This window comes from Sphingobium sp. B8D3A (genome assembly GCF_025961995.1).
In the GTDB taxonomy this organism is placed as follows: Bacteria; Pseudomonadota; Alphaproteobacteria; order Sphingomonadales; family Sphingomonadaceae; genus Sphingobium.
This window is the reverse complement of record NZ_JAOQOS010000001.1, coordinates 862,277-877,907: the sequence shown is the minus strand read 5'-3', so window position 1 is coordinate 877,907 and position 15,631 is coordinate 862,277. Positions and strand designations below refer to the sequence as shown.

Genomic DNA, 15,631 nt, shown 5'->3' with positions numbered 1-15,631 from the left:
GAGATTAACGAGCGCCCCTTAAAAATGAACGAATGCGGGCGCGAACAGGAACGCTTGTCCATGTCTACGCATGAAGATCGCCTGCGCGCGCTGCGCGCTCAGTTGTCCCGCCAGTCGCTCGACGGATTCGTCGTGCCGCTCACCGATGAGCATCTGTCCGAATATGTCGGCGGCTATGCGCAGCGGCTCGCCTGGCTCACCGGTTTTCTGGGCTCGGCGGGCAGCGCGGTGGTCCTGCCGGAGGAAGCCGCGATCTTCACGGATGGGCGCTATACCTTGCAGGTGCGCGATCAGGTGGATGGCGCGCACTGGCAGTTCGAGAGCGTGCCGCAAACGAGCGTCGCCACCTGGCTCGGGATCCATGCCCCGGCTGGCGGACGGATTGGCTATGATCCTTGGCTTCACACCCGCCGCTGGGTCGAGGAGGCGACGCGTGCGCTTGCCAGCAAGGGCGCCACGCTCGTGCCGGTCGACCATAATCCCGTCGATGCCGTGTGGGATGATCGGCCCGATCCCAGCAAGGCCCGCCTCGTGCCGCATGAAGACCGCTATGCCGGGCAGAGCAGCGCCGCCAAGCGCGCCGATATGGCGGACTGGATGAAAGCGCAGGACGTGGACGCCACCGTCCTCACCGCGCTCGATTCGATCGCCTGGACCTTCAACATTCGCGGCGCGGACGTGACCCACACGCCGGTCGCGCTGGCTTATGCCCTGCTCCATGCGGACGGCAAGGCGCAGCTCTTCGTCGACCCCGCCAAGATCGATGCCGACGTGCGCGCACATCTTGGCAATTCGGTCGATGTTTTGGATCGCGTCGCCTTCACCGATGCGCTGGCAGGGCTTGCCGGCAAGGCCGTCGCTGTCGACCCCGACCGCGCCGTCTCCGCGATCTTCGAAGCGCTGGACAAGGCCGGCGCCCTGATCAAGCCGCTGCGCGATCCCGCTGTTCTGCCCAAGGCCGTGAAGAACCAGACCGAGATTGCCGGCCACAAGTCCGCGCAGGCGCGGGACGGCGCGGCCATGGCCAAGTTCCTCCACTGGCTGTCCATCGAAGGCCCCAAGGGCGGGCAGACCGAAATCAGCGTGTCGGACCGGTTGCAGGCGTTCCGTGAAGAAACCGGCGCACTCGTGGACCTCAGCTTCGACACGATTTCCGGCTCTGGCCCCAATGGCGCCATCGTCCATTACAAGGCGAGCGAGGCGACGAACCGGCCGGTTGAAGGGGGCACCCTACTGCTGGTCGATTCGGGCGGGCAATATCGCGACGGGACGACCGATATCACCCGCACCATGGCCATCGGCACGCCCACGCAGGAGATGCGCCACCGCTTCACACTGGTGCTCAAGGGCCATATTGCGCTCGCCTGCGCGCGCTTTCCTGCCGGCACGCGCGGTAGCCAGCTCGACGTGCTCGCCCGGCAATTCCTGTGGGCCGAAGGGCTGGATTATGCCCATGGCACCGGACACGGCGTCGGCAGCTTCCTCTCGGTGCATGAAGGGCCGCAACGCATCGCGACGTTCGGCGGCGGGGACGAACCGCTGCAACCCGGCATGATCCTCTCCAACGAGCCGGGCTATTACAAGACCGGCGAATATGGCATCCGCATCGAGAATCTGGTGCTGGTAGTGGACAGCGGCACCGGCGAAAACGACCGGCCCTTCTACGCCTTCGAGACGCTGAGCCATACGCCGATCGACCGCGCCCTCATCGCCGTCGACGCGCTGACCCCGGCCGAACGGGCCTGGGTGGACGCCTATCACGCACGCACACTCGAAATCATCGGGCCGCAGCTGGATGGCGAGGAGCTGGCATGGCTGCAGGCTGCCTGCGCGCCACTCAGTGCGGACTGACAGGGGAGTCAGGCCGCCTGCAGGCGATAGGGAATGGTCGTCGTGACCTTGAGGCCGCGCGGCAACCATTCCCGCACGAAGGTTCCGCGCAACTGGCGCTCGATGCTCAGCCGGATGAGATCGGACCCGAAGCCCTGATGATCGCCGGGCGGCGCGCTGTCGCCCTTGCTCTCCTGCCACTCCAGCCTGAGCTGTTCGGAAGATCCTGAGATCATCAGGTCCACAAACCCTTCCGGCGAGGACAGCGAACCATATTTGACGGCGTTGGTCGCCAGCTCGTGAAACACGAGGGCGATGGGGGTCATGTAGGTTTCGGCGAGCAGCACATCGTCGCCGCGAATGCGGATGCGCTCGATGCCCTCCAGATTATAGGCGGCGAACAATTCGCCCAGCAGCCCCTGCAGCGTCAGCGCCTGCGCCCCTTCGCGGGGCTGCACATAATCATAGGCCCGTCCCAGCGCCGCGATCTGGTCGCTCATTTTCGAGCTGAAGCCCTTCAGCTCCGGGACGCCCCGGCTGGAGAGGTAGAGCAGCGAGCCGATGACGGTGAAGATGTTCTTGATGCGATGGACCAGCTCGCGCGAGAGAAGCTCCTTCTGCTCGCGCATGATGCGCTGATCGTGAATATCCGTGCAGGTGCCGAACCAGCGCACGATGTTGCCGGCATCATCCCTGATCGGCAATGCGCGCCCGAGCGTCCAGCGATATTCGCCATCGAACCGGCGCAGGCGATATTCGATTTCGTAGGGATCGCCGGTGGCCAGCGAATGGCTCCACACCTCCCAAGCCTTGGCCTGATCGTCCGGATGGAACTGGCCGTTCCAGCCGGTCCCATCGGTCCGGCCGAGCTGCGCACCGGTAAATTCGTACCAACGCGCATTGTAATAATCATGATAGCCATCGGCCCGCGTGGACCAGACCATCTGGGGCATCGCGTCGGCCAGCACCCGGAAGCGCTCCTCGCTCGCCGCCAGGTCGGCTTCGGCGGCATTCTCCCACGCCCGATGCGCAAGCATGACCCGTCGGGCCTCCAGCCGCCGCATCGTGGCTTCCGCCAAGACGGTAAGGCCCTGACGTTGAATGTCGGTCAGTCCAGTGCGCGGCTCTGGTGAGATGACACAAAGCGACCCCAGCGCCTCGCCAGTCTTGGATACAAGCGGCGCCCCGGCATAAAAGCGAATATGCGGTTCGCCGGTGACGAGCGGATTATCCTGAAAACGAGCGTCCTGCGTCGCGTCGCCTACGTCCATGACATCATGGCCCAGCATCGCGTGCGCGCAGAAAGACATGCTCCTGGGCGTCTCGGTGGCGTCGATCCCGGTCTTCGCCACGAACCTCTGGCGATGCTCCTCGACCAGGCTGACCAGCGCGATGGGGCAGTCGCAAAGCTGGCCGGCAAACTCGACGATGCGGGTCAGTTCCTCGTCGCCGAACAGCCCATCGATCTCATAGGCCTCGAGCGTGATGCGCTCTTCGGGCGAAACAGCGTCGCGGTTACTCTCAGCGCTCGCCATGGGCGCTCACAATCCGGCCTCGGCAGACGTAAGGCTGCGCGCTTGAAAAGGGCCAATATGTGAGGAGCAAGATCGTCATGGGGAGACACTCATGTAGGAGCGCAAAGGCGGAAGTCCATGCGGACTTTTGCGTATCTGCGGGATTTCGTCGCAGGAAGTGTCTCTCAATCAGTCGTTTCTTGATCTCTGGCGCAGATTCATCCCAACCGGCGGTCGATCCACACCACCACGGCTCCGACAAGCATGAAGCCCAAAGCGATGAGGCCCACGGTCACGCCAACCTGCCCCCAGCCATGGCGGGAGACATCGAGGAAGGGATAGGGATAGCGCCCATCGAACTGCGCCCGCCCGATGGCATAGGCCAGATAAGCCGATGGCAGCAGCGCCCAGCGCAGCGTATCGGCATAGACCAGCCGTCCCTTGGGCACGAACACGAGCCAGTAGAGCGCCACCGCAGGCGGGGCGATGTAATGGAGCAGGAGGTTCGAGGTCTCGGCGGGGCCGCTGAGGCTTTCCGTCGCGCGCAGCAGCACTGCATAGACGATGCCGATCAACCCCATGGCCAGCATCACGCCCGCGAGCCGGCGGGGATGACTCGGTGCCTTCGCGCCCAGCGCGACGCCGAACAGCACCACGCAGCTGAGCAGATTGCCGATCACCGTGAAGAAGCGCAGCATCGTCCACGCGGCGGCCTGGGGTGAGCCCGTCGTCTCCAGAGAGACGGCAAAGCGGATCGAAAGTCCGGCAAAGGCGATGAGGCCGACAAGCAGCGCCGCGATGCGCGCGGACATGGACAGCGTCTTGGTGGGTGAGCGCATCTCTCGGCCTAGCTCTGGCAAGTGGGGCAATAAAAGGTGGAGCGGCCTGAATCGACCCGGCGCTTCACCGTGCCCCCGCAGGGGCAGGCCAGTCCTTCCCGCCCATAGACGCGCCAGTCCTTGGCGAAATAGCCGAGCTCGCCATCCGGCCGCGCATAATCGCGCAGGGTGGAGCCGCCGGCGGCAATGGCGGCCACCAGCACCGCGCGAATGGCCTCGACCAGCCGCGCGAGCCGCGCCCGCGAGATCCGCCCCGCCGCCCGCGTGGGCGATATGCGGGCGATGTTCAGCGCCTCGCACACATAGATATTGCCCAGCCCGGCGATGATCCGCTGGTCCAGCAGCATCGCCTTGATCGGTGCCGCCCGCCCCTCCAGCGCCTGCGCCAGATAGTCGGCCGTCAGCCCATCGCCCAGCGGCTCGGGGCCGAGGGCGGCGAAGGGCGGGTAGGCGCCCAGCGCATCGGTTGGTGTGAGGTGCACGAACCCGAACCGGCGCGGGTCATTGAGGGCAAGGCGGTGGGTGGCCGTCTCCAGCAGCAGATGATCGTGCTTGCCCACCTCGCTCGGGTCGATCCGCCAGCGTCCGGACATGCCGAGGTGAAAGATCATGGTGTCGCCGCGATCGGTATCGATCAGGCCATATTTGGCGCGCCGGCCCAGCCCGGTGATTCGCGCCCCGGTGAGCCGCTGGCGCAGATCGACCGGGAAGGGAAAGCGCAGGTCCGCCCGGCGCGGCTCGACCAGCGTGAGTTGCGCCCCGTCGAGCACCTGACGCAGGCCGGCAACGGTGGTTTCGACTTCAGGAAGCTCAGGCATTCCTGCAGGCATAGGCCGAGGCGCGGCCTGCGCCAACAGGCATCAGAGCCAAAGTTGCCAGGGCAGCAGCAGGGGCGCGCAGAAGAGCAGCGCCAGCGCCAGCATCAGCCGCGCCTTGCCGGGCACCGCCAGTTCATCGGGCACCAGCCCATCGGGCCGCGCCCACAGGAACGGGCAGGCGAGGAAAGCCAGCGCGCCCAGCCCCAGAGCTACCAGCCGAGCCCCCAGAAAAGCGCCGTCCAGCCACAGCCCCATCGCGCCAAAGGCAAAGCCGAGGGTCAGGACCCACATCAGCAGGCGCATGGTCGGGGCTCTTTGCTCATGCCCTCAAAAAACGGATCGAAGCGCCGTCTCTTTAGCGAGGAACGTGCGCGAAAACCGCTGGCTCTTCGGCGGCTTTCTCCGTAGCGAAATGCCATGGCTCTTCCCGATGACATCACCCTCGCCAATGCCCTTGCCGACGCAGCGGGCGCCGCGATCCGCCCGTTTTTCCGCGCGCCTTATGACATCGAAGCCAAGGCCGACGCCTCGCCGGTAACGGAAGCCGATCGCGCGGCGGAACTGGCGATGCGCGGCCTGTTGGAGACGCGGCGTCCGGCGGATGGCATCATCGGCGAGGAATTCGGCACCGTTCGCGAAGGCGCGTCACGCCAGTGGGTGCTCGACCCCATCGATGGCACGCGCAGCTTTATCGCGGGCCGCCCGATCTTCGGGACGCTGATCGCCTTGATGCAGGACGGCTGGCCGATCCTCGGCATCATCGATCAACCAATCAGTGGAGAGCGCTGGGTCGGCGCCATGGGCCAGCCGACATTGTTCAACGGCAAGCCTGCGCGCACCCGTCGATGCCGGGCTCTGGAAGGGGCGCAATTGGCGACCACAAGCCCGCATTTGTTCAGCGCGCATGATGGCGAACATTATCTCGCGCTCGCCGCAGCCGTTGCCGGCGACCGACTGGGTCAGGGCCCGATCTATGGCGGCGACTGCTATAATTACGGTCTGCTGGCGAGCGGGCATGTCGACATCGTCTGCGAAACCGGCCTCAAACTCCACGACTTCGCAGCGCTCGTCCCGGTGGTTGAGGGTGCCGGCGGGCACATGTGCGACTGGTCAGGCGAGCCGCTCCATGAAGCGAGCGCCGGCGACGTCATCGCCATGGGCGATCCCGCCCGCCTCGAAGATGTCATCGGCGCCCTGTCCCATCATCACGACTGACGGGCCAGGGCCGCGATTTTAGTCGACGACCGTCCCGACCACGGCGCCGGCCGCGCCGCCCACAGCAGCGCCCTTGCCGACGTCATTGCCGGTCACGGCAGCCGTACCGGCGCCCGCCGCCGCGCCGATGCCGGCGCCTTTGAGGGTCGAACAACCCGAGACAGCCAACGCACTGGCCGTGATGAGGCCGATCAGAACGAGTTTCATGATGCATTCCTTCCAGCAAATTCCTGCTGAACAAATGCGCAAAGCCTCCGCGTCGTTCCCGATCGCTACGGCGCCGCTGCCTAGGTCTTGAGAACCGCCTGCCACTGATCGGGCTTGAAACCGACCAACAAGGCGCTTGCTCCCGTTACCACCGGGCGCTTGATCATCGAGGGATGCTCGATCATCAACGCGATGGCCTTGGCCTCATCGATTCCGGTCCTGGCGTCATCCGGCAGTTTGCGGAACGTCGTACCGGCGCGGTTGAGCAGCACGTCCCATCCCGCCTGCTCTGACCAATCGGCCAGCTCTGCCGACGTTGGCGGCGTCTTTTTATAATCGCGGAAATCATGCGCGATGCCCTGATCATCCAGCCATTTGCGGGCCTTCTTCACCGTGTCGCAATTGGGGATGCCGTGCAGGGTCAGGGACAAAACTCTCTCCTTGGAATACAGACCAGCCGCAATCAGGCCAGCGCGCCGACTTCGGCATCGTCGAATTTGTCGGCCAGCGTCAGGCGGTCGAGGATGGCGGCGGTCTCGTCGCGGACCTTGAGCATGATGCGCCGCAGCTCGCACTCATCTTCCGGCAGGCAGTTCTTGCAGGGCTGGTGTGCATAGCGGCTGGCACAGGGCACAAGGGCCAGCGCGCCATCGGTGAGCCGGAAGATGTCGCCATAGCGGATGTCGATCGGCGGTAATGCCAGCCAATAGCCGCCTTCCCGCCCGCGCCGCGTCGCCACGAGGCCCGCACGGCTGAGTTCGGACAGGATCACGGTCAGAAATTTTGCGGGAATATTCTGCGCGACCGCAATATCGGTGAGCTGGATCGGCCCCTCACCATAATGCCGCGCGAGGTGCTGGAGAGCGCGGATGGAATATCGCGTGCGTTGCGAAAGCATACCAACCTATTTGGCAGAGAATGCTGTCCGCGCAAGGGGCAAGCCCGTGCAATCGCTCGATAGCGGTTCTTTTTCAATCTCGGGAACGGGCCGTGACGCGCGCCACGGCCCTTCCGATTGTTAAGCGGCCTGCTTGCGCCGCTCGGCCAGCTCGTCGTTGAGCATTTCGGCCAGCAGGAAAGCCAGCTCCAGGCTCTGCGCCGCGTTGAGGCGCGGGTCGCAATGCGTGTGGTAGCGATCCGCGAGGCTCTGCTCGGTGATGTCGATCGCGCCGCCGGTGCATTCGGTGACGTTCTGGCCGGTCATCTCGGCATGGATGCCGCCGCCGAAGCTGCCCTCGGCGCGGTGCACGGCGAAGAAGCCGCGCACCTCGGCGAGGATGCGCTCGAACGGGCGCGTCTTGTAGCCATTGGCCGCCTTGATGACATTGCCGTGCATCGGATCGCACGACCACACCACCGGATGCCCTTCACGCATCACCGCCCGCACGAGCGGGGGCAGCGCGCCCTCAATCTTGTCATGGCCATAGCGCGTGATGAGCGTGATCCGCCCTGCCTCCCGGCGCGGATTCAGCGCATCGAGCAGGCGCAGCAGCACATCGGGCTGCAGGCTCGGCCCGACCTTCATGCCGATGGGATTGCCGATGCCGCGCAGATACTCGACATGGGCCGAGCCCTCGAAGCGCGTCCGGTCGCCGATCCACAGCATGTGCGCGCTGGTGTCGTACCACTGGCCGGTGAGCGAATCCTGACGGGTCAGGGCCTGCTCATAAGGCAGCAGCAGCGCCTCATGGCTGGTGTAGAAGCTGGTGCCGCCAAGCTGGGGCACCGTGTCCGGTGAGAGACCGCAGGCCTTCATGAAGTCCAGCGCCTCGCCGATGCGATCGGCCATCTCGCTGAACTTCTGGGCCCAGGGGCTGCGGCCCATGAAATCCAGCATCCAGCCATGCACCTTGTCGAGGCTGGCATAGCCACCGGTCGAGAAAGCGCGCAGCAGGTTGAGCGTGGCGGCCGACTGGTTGTAGGAGCGGATCATGCGCGCCGGATCGGGCTCGCGGCCATCTGCCGTGAACGCGATGTCGTTCACATTATCCCCGCGATAGCTCGGCAACTCGACGCCATCGATCGTCTCGGTTCCCGCCGAACGCGGCTTGGCGAACTGGCCGGCCATGCGACCGACCTTCACCACCGGCAGCTTGCTGGCGAAAGTGAGCACCACCGCCATCTGCAGCAGCACGCGGAACGTGTCGCGGATGTTATTCGGGTGGAACTCAGCGAAGGATTCGGCACAGTCCCCGCCCTGCAGCAGGAACGCCTCGCCATTGGCGACCTTGGCCAGATCGGCCGTCAGGTTGCGGGCCTCGCCTGCAAAGACGAGCGGCGGAAAGGTCCCAAGCTGCGCCTCGGCTGCCGCGAGTGCCGCAGCATCGCGATAGATCGGCATTTGCAACCCTTCATGATCCCGCCAGCTTGCGGGCGACCATTTCGCCGTCATGATATTCCAGACTCCAAGCGTGTTCGCGCCACAACATGGGGTGCGGCGGACAAGGGGCAAGCCCCTACGCGTTTGACGGCTTTGAGGCAAGGCGAATGGGCACGGCGCCGCTAACGCGGCGCCGGGACGAACCGCGCGGCCAAAACCGTGAGAACCATCGCCAGCCCCGCCGCAATCCACAGCGCTGAAGAGCCAAGCCTTGCATAAGCGAAAGCCCCTGCAATCGCGCCGGTCATCAGCCCGCTCCACAGGCCGAGATCGACTCGCCAGTGGCTTGCATCCTTGCCGGTGAGGCGGTTGGCGAGCGCCTGACCCAGCCGGACAAGTGCGCCGGTCATGTAGGTGAGCCCGACCTTCACCTCGCCATTATCGGCGAGCGCGGCATTTTCGGCGCCCATGGCCATGACCATCGCGGCGAGTGCAAAAGTCGGCGAAATCGGTGCGGCGAGCGCGGCCATCAGGAGCAGCGCCGTCACCAGACCGAGCACGGCCGGACGGCGATGTGGACCCGCGCGATGGCCCACCAGCCCGCCCAGCACAACGCCCGTAACGAACCCGGCAATGAGGCCCGCGGCGGTCAGCGCGGCGCTGGAGCCCTCGCTGATCCCCACCGCCAACCGCGTCGAATTACCGCTCATGAACGAAACGAAAAAGCCGCCAGCGGTGAGAAAGCCCAGTGCGTCCACGAAACCGGCCAGCGCGGAGAGCGCGATGGCGAGGTTGAGCAGGCGGGCGTCGGACCTGAGCATCGCTCTCGCCTAATAATCCCGGTTGAGGTCGGCGACATGCTCCAAGGGCTCGCCGGCCAGATAGTGGCGGATGTTCCGCGCGAACCGCTCGGCGCCGCGCTGGAAGGCGCTGGTCTGGCTCGGCCCCGCCAGATGCATGGTGACGAGGGCATTCGGCGCGCGCCACAGCGGGTGTTCGGGCGGCAAGGGCTCGGGCGTCGCGACATCGAGGAACGCGCTGCCCAAATGCCCCGCCTCCAGTGAGGCGATGAGCGCGGGCTGATCGATCAGATCGCCGCGCGCGATGTTGATGAGGCGAGCGCCCGGCTTCATCGCGGCCAGTTCCGGGGCGCCGATCATCGCCCGTGTCTCGCTGGTGTTGGGCGCGGCAATGATGACGAAATCGAACTCCCCGAGCCGCGGACGCCAGTCATCCGGACCGATCACCGCATTGGCACTGTCTGCCGAGCGACGCACGCCGGTCACCTGAACGCCGAAGGCGCGCAGGCGGATGCCGATCTCCCGGCCGATGGCGCCATAGCCGATCACCAGCGCCCGGGCGCCCAGCAGCTCGAAATTGCCTGGCGGCCGCGTCAGCCAGTTCTGCCGGTCGTGGGCGCGCACGACCTCATCCAGCCGCTTGGCCAGCACCAGCGCGCCCATGACGGCATAATCGGCGATGACATCCGGCATCAGACCGGCACCGTTGGTGAAGATCTGGCCGCGCGTGCGCATGTCCTCGATCGGGAACGCATCGTAGCCCACGATCACCGTGTGAATCCATTTGGCGTTCACCGCCGCACGCGGCCCCTTGGCGTAGACATTGTCGGCGAACTCGTCGAACCAGCCGATCTCCGCCTCCGGCGCCAGGGCCATCGCCTCTTCGGCCGTGGAGAAGCCACGCAATATGACGCGCCCGGCGAGCTCGGCGCCCAGCATGGCTTCCAGCCTCTCCCGCTGCGCTTCCGGCAGAACGATGAGCGGTTTATGCGCCATGATCGAGCCTCCATTCCCAGCCGAGCGGATCGCCGTCCATGACCTCGACCCCGGCGGCGAGCAGTTCATCACGCAGGGCATCTGAGGCCGCAAAGTCCTTGTCGGCCCGTGCAGCCTTGCGCCGGTCCATCAGCGCCGCGATGGCGCCTTCATCGATGGCCGCGGTCTTCGGACGCAGGCGCAGCGCTTCCCGCTCCAGTGCGAACAGCCCGAGGCCGAGCACGCTCTCCATCGCCTCGACCAGCGCGCGCTTCTCCTCGACCGGCACCTTCTTCATCGCCAGCGCCTCGTCCAGCACGGTAAGTGCGACCGGCGTGTTGAGATCATCGCTGATCGCGGCATCGAAGCGCTCCAGCAAGGGCGTCAGCTTGGGATGCGCCACCGCGTCAGCCGCCGCCACATCGCGCAGGGGTGCCGCGCTCATCAGCATGCGCTTGAGCCGGGTCAGCGCCGCGCCGAGATTGTCCCAGCTGAACTCCAGCTCCGAGCGGTAATGCGCCTGCAGGCACATCATGCGGTAAGCGAGCGGATGATAGCCTCGATCGATGAGCAATTGCAGCCGCAGGAACTCGCCCGATGATTTGCTCATCTTGCCTGTGCGGTCGATCAGGAAATTATTGTGCATCCACAGCCGCGCGCCGGAATGGGCCGCGCAATCGAGATGGCCGTGATCGGCATCATAGCCCTGGATCGCCTGATTTTGGGCGATTTCATTGGGGTGATGGATCTCGCGATGATCGATGCCACCGGTGTGGATGTCGAACGGCAGCCCCAGCAGCGCGCGGCTCATCACTGAGCATTCCAGATGCCAGCCCGGCGCGCCCTTGCCCCAGGGCGAGTCCCATTCCATCTGCCGCGTCTCGCCCGGCGGCGTCCTGCGCCAGATGGCGAAATCGGCAGCGTGGCGCTTGCCCTCGACCGGATCGATGCGGCTCTCGCCCTCGTCCGTCGCGGCGCGGGCAAGGCGGCCATAATCGGCGACCGTGCTGGTATCGAAATAGAGGCCGGTCGGCAGCTCATAGCAGTGCTGGTCGGCAATGCTTTTGGCGAACTCGATCATTTGGGGGACGAAATCGGTCGCGATCGACCAGTGCGCGGGCTGGCGGATGTTCAGCGCCGCCACGTCCGCCCAATAGGCTTGCGTATAGTGCTTCGCGATGTCCCAGATCGACTGCGCCTGCTGCGCGGCCATCTTCTCCATCTTGTCCTCGCCGGCATCGCCATCGTCGGTCAGGTGGCCGACATCGGTGATGTTGATGACGTGAGTGAGCTTGTAGCCCTTAAAACTCAGCGTCCGCCCGAGCGTATCCGCGAACACATAAGCGCGCATGTTGCCGATGTGCGGATAATTATAGACCGTCGGCCCACAGCTATAGACCCGCGCCTCGCCGGAGTGAACGGGATCGAACGGCTCGAGCTGGCGCGTAAGACTGTTGAAGAGCTTGAGAGACGGGGCTTGGATCATGGCGCGCCCATGTGAGCGCAGCCAGCGCGCGGGTCAACAGGGCACGAAAGGCCGTGATGCGCTGACGGGGAAAGCCATAGCAATGGCAGAGGGCGGCGCAGGCACCGCCCCCCGACCGAAAAATTCAGCCCTTGGGCGCGAGCACCATGAGCATCTGCCGGCCTTCGAGGCGCGGATAGGATTCGACCTTGGCGATCTCGGCCGTGTTCTCGGCGACGCGCTGGAGCAGCTGCATGCCGAGCTGCTGATGCGCCATTTCACGGCCGCGGAAGCGCAGCGTGACCTTGACCTTGTCGCCCTCGCCGATGAAATCGACGACCTTTTTCATCTTCGTATCATAATCATGATCGTCGATGTTCGGACGCATCTTGATCTCCTTGATCTCCTGCGTCTTCTGGGTCTTGCGGGCGATATTCGCCTTTTTCTGGGCCTCGTACTTATACTTGCCGATGTCCAGGAACTTGCAGACCGGCGGGTCTGCATTGGGAGAGACCTCTACCAGGTCCAGACCGACGTCCGCTGCCTGCTCGATCGCCTCGCGCGTGAACATCACGCCCAGATTTTCGCCCTCTTCATCAATGACGCGCACCTTGGGCACACTGATGAATTCATTGTAGCGGGGGCCGTTCGCGGGCTGTGGCGCCATCGGGCGGCGCATCATCGGGGGACGTATAGCAGTTTCTCCTGTTGCCAATTCACATATGCGAGATGCGCACCTTACCGGTTTTCCATGAGAACGGAAAGAGGCCGTAGCGCGACACGAGGCAAACTGCGGCGCGAAGGCCACAGTTGCGTGCACCGTGCATTTAGGATCGCAAGCCGCTCACGGCAAGGGCCATCATCAGCGAGGCCGATGATGAACGAGCGCGGCCTTGCGGCATCCCTCAGCCCGGATGGCGGAAATGAATGAGCGGATAGGGCCGCCCTGCCGGATCAGTCTCCGAGCGCCCCGTGCGCGCGAACCCACGCGCTTCGTAAAACGCGATGGCCTGAGGCGCCTGCTCGCTGGCATCCACCTTTGCACCGGGCACCAGCGCGAGAGCGTGCGCGACAAGAGCGCTGCCATAGCCCTGACCATGCACGGCCGGATCGACGAAAAGCGAATCGATCTCGTCCTTCCCCATGCCGAGAAAGGCCTGGACGGTGCCGGCCGCATCCGTCGCGACCCACAGGTCGACCGAGGGAAGATGCTCGTGTTCGACTATCCGATCGATCTCAACCCGGTCCTCGGGCGTGAGAAAGCCATGCGTCGCGTCAACCGATGCCCGCCAGATCGCCAGCGCGCGCGGCAGATCGGCCGGAGTCGCCTCGCGGATGTGGATGCTCATCAGCTTCCCTTCTTCTAGCCCCTCCCCCGGAGAAGAGGGGCTGAGTTCCACTCAGGCCAAATCCGGCGGCGTGGCTTCCGCTACCAGTTGCGCGATGACTTCATCCACGCTCAGCACCTTCTGATGCTCGTCACTGCCGAGACGGCGCAGGGCAACGGTGCCCTCTTCCGCCTCGCGACGGCCGACGACCAGCAGATTGGGCACGCGCCCGAGGCTGTGCTCGCGCACCTTGTAGTTGATCTTTTCGTTGCGCAGATCGGTCTCGGCACGGATGCCGGCGGCGCGCAGCTTCTCGACCACCTCGGTCGCATAGCCGTCCGCATCCGAGACGATGGTCGCGACCACCGCCTGCACCGGCGCCAGCCACAGCGGGAACTTGCCGGCATAATGCTCGATGAGGATGCCGATGAAGCGCTCATAGCTGCCGAAGATCGCGCGGTGGAGCATCACCGGTCGGTGGCGGGCGCCATCCTCGCCGACATAGCTCGCGTCCAGCCGCTCGGGCAGCACGCGGTCGGACTGGATGGTGCCGACCTGCCAGGTGCGGCCGATGGCGTCGGTGAGGTGCCATTCCAGCTTGGGCGCATAGAAGGCGCCTTCGCCGGGCAGCTCCTCCCAGCCATACTCGTCCGTCGCAAGGCCGGCCGCGATGACAGCGTTGCGCAATTCCGTCTCGGCCAGATCCCACATCTCGTCCGAACCGAAGCGCTTTTCCGGGCGCAGCGCGAGCTTGATCGAATAGGTAAAGCCGAAGTCCTTGTAGATGCGGTCGGCCAGCGCGCAGAAGGCGCGGACTTCATCGACGATCTGGTCCTCGCGGCAGAAGATGTGCGCATCGTCCTGCGTGAACTGGCGCACGCGCATCAGGCCGTGCAGCGCGCCATGCGGCTCGTTGCGGTGGCAGCAGCCATTCTCGTAGATGCGCAACGGCAGATCGCGATAGCTCTTAATGCCCTGGCGGAAGATGAGGACATGCGCCGGGCAGTTCATCGGCTTGAGCGCCATCCACTGCGCATCATTCGACACGAGCGGGCCTTCGTCCTCGACATTCGGCACCTCGTCCGGGATGACGAACATATTCTCGCGATACTTGCCCCAGTGGCCAGACTGCTCCCACTGGCGCGCGTCCATCACCTGCGGGGTCTTCACTTCGTGGTAGCCCGCGTCATCGATGGCGCGGCGCATATAGGCCTCGAGCTGGCGCCAGATGACGAAGCCCTGCGGATGCCAGAACACGCTGCCATGCGCTTCCTGCTGGAGGTGGAACAGGTCCATCTCCTGCCCGATCTTGCGGTGATCGCGCTTGGCAGCCTCCTCCAGCCGGAGCAGATGGGCATCGAGCTGCTTCTTGTTGAGCCAGCCGGTGCCGTAGATGCGCGAGAGCATCGCGTTCTTCTGGTCGCCGCGCCAATAAGCGCCGGAGACGCGGGTGAGCTTGAACGCCTGCGGATCGACCTTGCCGGTGGAGGCGAGATGCGGCCCGCGGCACATGTCCAGCCAGTCGCTGCCGGACCAGTAGACAGTCAGATCCTCGTCGCCGGGCAGTTCCGCCGCCCATTCGGCCTTGAAGCGCTCGCCCTGCCCCGTCCAGCGCGCGATGAGCTGCTCGCGCGTCCAGACCTCGCGGCGCAGTGGCTTGTCGGCAGCGATGATCTCGCGCATCTTCGCCTCGATGGCGGGCAGGTCTTCTTCGGTGAACGGCCCGCGATCCGCCGGCGCCGCGACGTCATAATAGAAGCCATCGTCCGTGGACGGGCCGAAGGTGATCTGCGTGCCGGGGAACAAAGCCTGCACCGCCTCGGCGAGGATATGCGCGTAATCGTGGCGGACCAGCTCCAGCGCGTCCGCCTCGTCGCGGGCCGTGACGAGGGCAAGCTGCGCATCGGCCTCCAGCGGGCGGGTGATGTCGACCAGCTCGCCATCCACCCGCGCGGCCAGCGCCGCCTTGGCGAGGCCGGGGCCGATCGCGGCGGCGATCTCCGCCGGCGTGGTGCCGCGCGCAACCTCGCGCTGCGAGCCATCGGGGAGCGTGATTGTCACCTGTTGCGTCATCGGTCTGGTTCCTGCTGTGCGGCTTGCCGCTTAGGCAAGTGCGGAAGACTTGGGAAGAGGCGGAACGGGCCGGATGCGCATGACCGCCCCGATCCGCTGCTGGGATGGGGCCTTCGGTCCTGCGCGCTTCAATCGATGAGACGCGTGCCGACGACCCCGGTGCTAGTCCGGGTGGTGGGCGTAGTCGCGGCTGTGAAGCGCAGACGAGGCATGGGGCTTTCATAAGGGGAGCGCGGAGGTTTGTCAC

At 65.3% G+C, this 15,631-nt stretch carries 16 protein-coding genes; 2 read left to right on the top strand and 14 right to left on the bottom strand.

Annotated elements, in window-relative coordinates:
* The first annotated feature begins 60 nt into the window (after positions 1–60).
* Entirely contained in the window at positions 61–1,851 is a 1,791-nt protein-coding gene (locus M2342_RS03905; protein ID WP_264578117.1) for an aminopeptidase P family protein, read from the top strand.
* 8 nt (positions 1,852–1,859) lie between these two features.
* Here M2342_RS03905 and M2342_RS03900 read toward each other — a convergent pair whose 3' ends face one another.
* The 4 genes from M2342_RS03900 to M2342_RS03885 all read right to left on the bottom strand — a co-directional run bounded on the left by M2342_RS03900 (position 1,860) and on the right by M2342_RS03885 (position 5,304).
* Complete coding sequence (locus M2342_RS03900; protein WP_264578116.1) at positions 1,860–3,365, bottom strand: PAS domain-containing protein; 1,506 nt, start codon at positions 3,363–3,365, stop codon at positions 1,860–1,862.
* Positions 3,366–3,562: 197 nt separating this feature from the next.
* A complete protein-coding gene (locus tag M2342_RS03895; RefSeq protein WP_264578115.1) occupies positions 3,563–4,156 on the bottom strand; it encodes a Pr6Pr family membrane protein in 594 nt (197 codons plus the stop codon).
* Between the two features lie 35 nt (positions 4,157–4,191).
* Complete coding sequence (gene mutM, locus M2342_RS03890) at positions 4,192–5,001, bottom strand: bifunctional DNA-formamidopyrimidine glycosylase/DNA-(apurinic or apyrimidinic site) lyase (RefSeq protein ID WP_264578114.1); 810 nt, start codon at positions 4,999–5,001, stop codon at positions 4,192–4,194.
* Positions 5,002–5,043: 42 nt separating this feature from the next.
* The gene (locus M2342_RS03885) at positions 5,044–5,304 is read right to left on the bottom strand and encodes a hypothetical protein (RefSeq protein WP_264576612.1); all 261 of its coding nucleotides are present in this window, start codon (positions 5,302–5,304) and stop codon (positions 5,044–5,046) included.
* Between the two features lie 114 nt (positions 5,305–5,418).
* Between M2342_RS03885 and M2342_RS03880 the strand changes: the two genes are divergently transcribed.
* The gene (locus M2342_RS03880) at positions 5,419–6,216 is read left to right on the top strand and encodes an inositol monophosphatase family protein (RefSeq protein ID WP_264578113.1); all 798 of its coding nucleotides are present in this window, start codon (positions 5,419–5,421) and stop codon (positions 6,214–6,216) included.
* Between the two features lie 18 nt (positions 6,217–6,234).
* On the opposite strand, the gene M2342_RS03875 is transcribed toward M2342_RS03880, so the two are convergent.
* The 10 genes from M2342_RS03875 to thrS all read right to left on the bottom strand — a co-directional run bounded on the left by M2342_RS03875 (position 6,235) and on the right by thrS (position 15,384).
* The gene (locus M2342_RS03875; RefSeq protein WP_181558643.1) at positions 6,235–6,423 is read right to left on the bottom strand and encodes a YMGG-like glycine zipper-containing protein; all 189 of its coding nucleotides are present in this window, start codon (positions 6,421–6,423) and stop codon (positions 6,235–6,237) included.
* Positions 6,424–6,503: 80 nt separating this feature from the next.
* Positions 6,504–6,854 carry an arsenate reductase gene (locus tag M2342_RS03870; RefSeq protein WP_264578112.1) on the bottom strand — a complete coding sequence of 117 codons (351 nt, stop codon included), beginning with the start codon at positions 6,852–6,854 and terminating at the stop codon, positions 6,504–6,506.
* 32 nt (positions 6,855–6,886) lie between these two features.
* The gene (locus tag M2342_RS03865) at positions 6,887–7,321 is read right to left on the bottom strand and encodes an RrF2 family transcriptional regulator (protein ID WP_264578111.1); all 435 of its coding nucleotides are present in this window, start codon (positions 7,319–7,321) and stop codon (positions 6,887–6,889) included.
* 120 nt (positions 7,322–7,441) lie between these two features.
* Positions 7,442–8,815, bottom strand: a complete 1,374-nt coding sequence (locus M2342_RS03860) for a class II 3-deoxy-7-phosphoheptulonate synthase (RefSeq protein WP_181558640.1) — start codon at positions 8,813–8,815, stop codon at positions 7,442–7,444.
* A gap of 110 nt (positions 8,816–8,925) precedes the next feature.
* Positions 8,926–9,564 (bottom strand): YoaK family protein, encoded by a 639-nt coding sequence (locus M2342_RS03855; RefSeq protein WP_264578110.1) that lies wholly within the window; start codon positions 9,562–9,564, stop codon positions 8,926–8,928.
* A gap of 9 nt (positions 9,565–9,573) precedes the next feature.
* Positions 9,574–10,539: an NAD(P)-dependent oxidoreductase gene (locus tag M2342_RS03850; RefSeq protein ID WP_264578109.1), complete on the bottom strand. Its 966-nt coding sequence runs from the start codon at positions 10,537–10,539 to the stop codon at positions 9,574–9,576.
* The gene (gene cysS, locus M2342_RS03845) at positions 10,529–12,004 is read right to left on the bottom strand and encodes a cysteine--tRNA ligase (protein WP_264578108.1); all 1,476 of its coding nucleotides are present in this window, start codon (positions 12,002–12,004) and stop codon (positions 10,529–10,531) included. Before cysS ends, M2342_RS03850 begins: the two co-directional genes overlap by 11 nt.
* A 124-nt stretch (positions 12,005–12,128) precedes the next feature.
* Complete coding sequence (gene infC, locus M2342_RS03840) at positions 12,129–12,665, bottom strand: translation initiation factor IF-3 (protein ID WP_181558636.1); 537 nt, start codon at positions 12,663–12,665, stop codon at positions 12,129–12,131.
* A 223-nt stretch (positions 12,666–12,888) separates the two neighbouring features.
* Complete coding sequence (locus M2342_RS03835) at positions 12,889–13,332, bottom strand: acetyltransferase (RefSeq protein ID WP_264578107.1); 444 nt, start codon at positions 13,330–13,332, stop codon at positions 12,889–12,891.
* Positions 13,333–13,383: 51 nt separating this feature from the next.
* Entirely contained in the window at positions 13,384–15,384 is a 2,001-nt protein-coding gene (gene thrS, locus M2342_RS03830) for a threonine--tRNA ligase (RefSeq protein WP_264578106.1), read from the bottom strand.
* Positions 15,385–15,631: the final 247 nt, after the last annotated feature.

Excerpts from the sequence above, each read along its gene's own strand:
- M2342_RS03905 (WP_264578117.1), top strand. The coding sequence starts at position 61 with ATGTCTACGCATGAAGATCGCCTGCGCGCGCTGCGCGCTCAGTTGTCC.
- M2342_RS03900 (WP_264578116.1), bottom strand. The coding sequence starts at position 3,365 with ATGGCGAGCGCTGAGAGTAACCGCGACGCTGTTTCGCCCGAAGAGCGC.
- M2342_RS03895 (WP_264578115.1), bottom strand. The coding sequence starts at position 4,156 with ATGTCCGCGCGCATCGCGGCGCTGCTTGTCGGCCTCATCGCCTTTGCC.
- mutM (WP_264578114.1), bottom strand. The coding sequence starts at position 5,001 with ATGCCTGAGCTTCCTGAAGTCGAAACCACCGTTGCCGGCCTGCGTCAG.
- M2342_RS03885 (WP_264576612.1), bottom strand. The coding sequence starts at position 5,304 with ATGCGCCTGCTGATGTGGGTCCTGACCCTCGGCTTTGCCTTTGGCGCG.
- M2342_RS03880 (WP_264578113.1), top strand. The coding sequence starts at position 5,419 with ATGGCTCTTCCCGATGACATCACCCTCGCCAATGCCCTTGCCGACGCA.
- M2342_RS03875 (WP_181558643.1), bottom strand. The coding sequence starts at position 6,423 with ATGAAACTCGTTCTGATCGGCCTCATCACGGCCAGTGCGTTGGCTGTC.
- M2342_RS03865 (WP_264578111.1), bottom strand. The coding sequence starts at position 7,321 with ATGCTTTCGCAACGCACGCGATATTCCATCCGCGCTCTCCAGCACCTC.
- M2342_RS03860 (WP_181558640.1), bottom strand. The coding sequence starts at position 8,815 with ATGACGGCGAAATGGTCGCCCGCAAGCTGGCGGGATCATGAAGGGTTG.
- M2342_RS03855 (WP_264578110.1), bottom strand. The coding sequence starts at position 9,564 with ATGCTCAGGTCCGACGCCCGCCTGCTCAACCTCGCCATCGCGCTCTCC.
- M2342_RS03850 (WP_264578109.1), bottom strand. The coding sequence starts at position 10,539 with ATGGCGCATAAACCGCTCATCGTTCTGCCGGAAGCGCAGCGGGAGAGG.
- cysS (WP_264578108.1), bottom strand. The coding sequence starts at position 12,004 with ATGATCCAAGCCCCGTCTCTCAAGCTCTTCAACAGTCTTACGCGCCAG.
- infC (WP_181558636.1), bottom strand. The coding sequence starts at position 12,665 with ATGATGCGCCGCCCGATGGCGCCACAGCCCGCGAACGGCCCCCGCTAC.
- M2342_RS03835 (WP_264578107.1), bottom strand. The coding sequence starts at position 13,332 with ATGAGCATCCACATCCGCGAGGCGACTCCGGCCGATCTGCCGCGCGCG.
- thrS (WP_264578106.1), bottom strand. The coding sequence starts at position 15,384 with ATGACGCAACAGGTGACAATCACGCTCCCCGATGGCTCGCAGCGCGAG.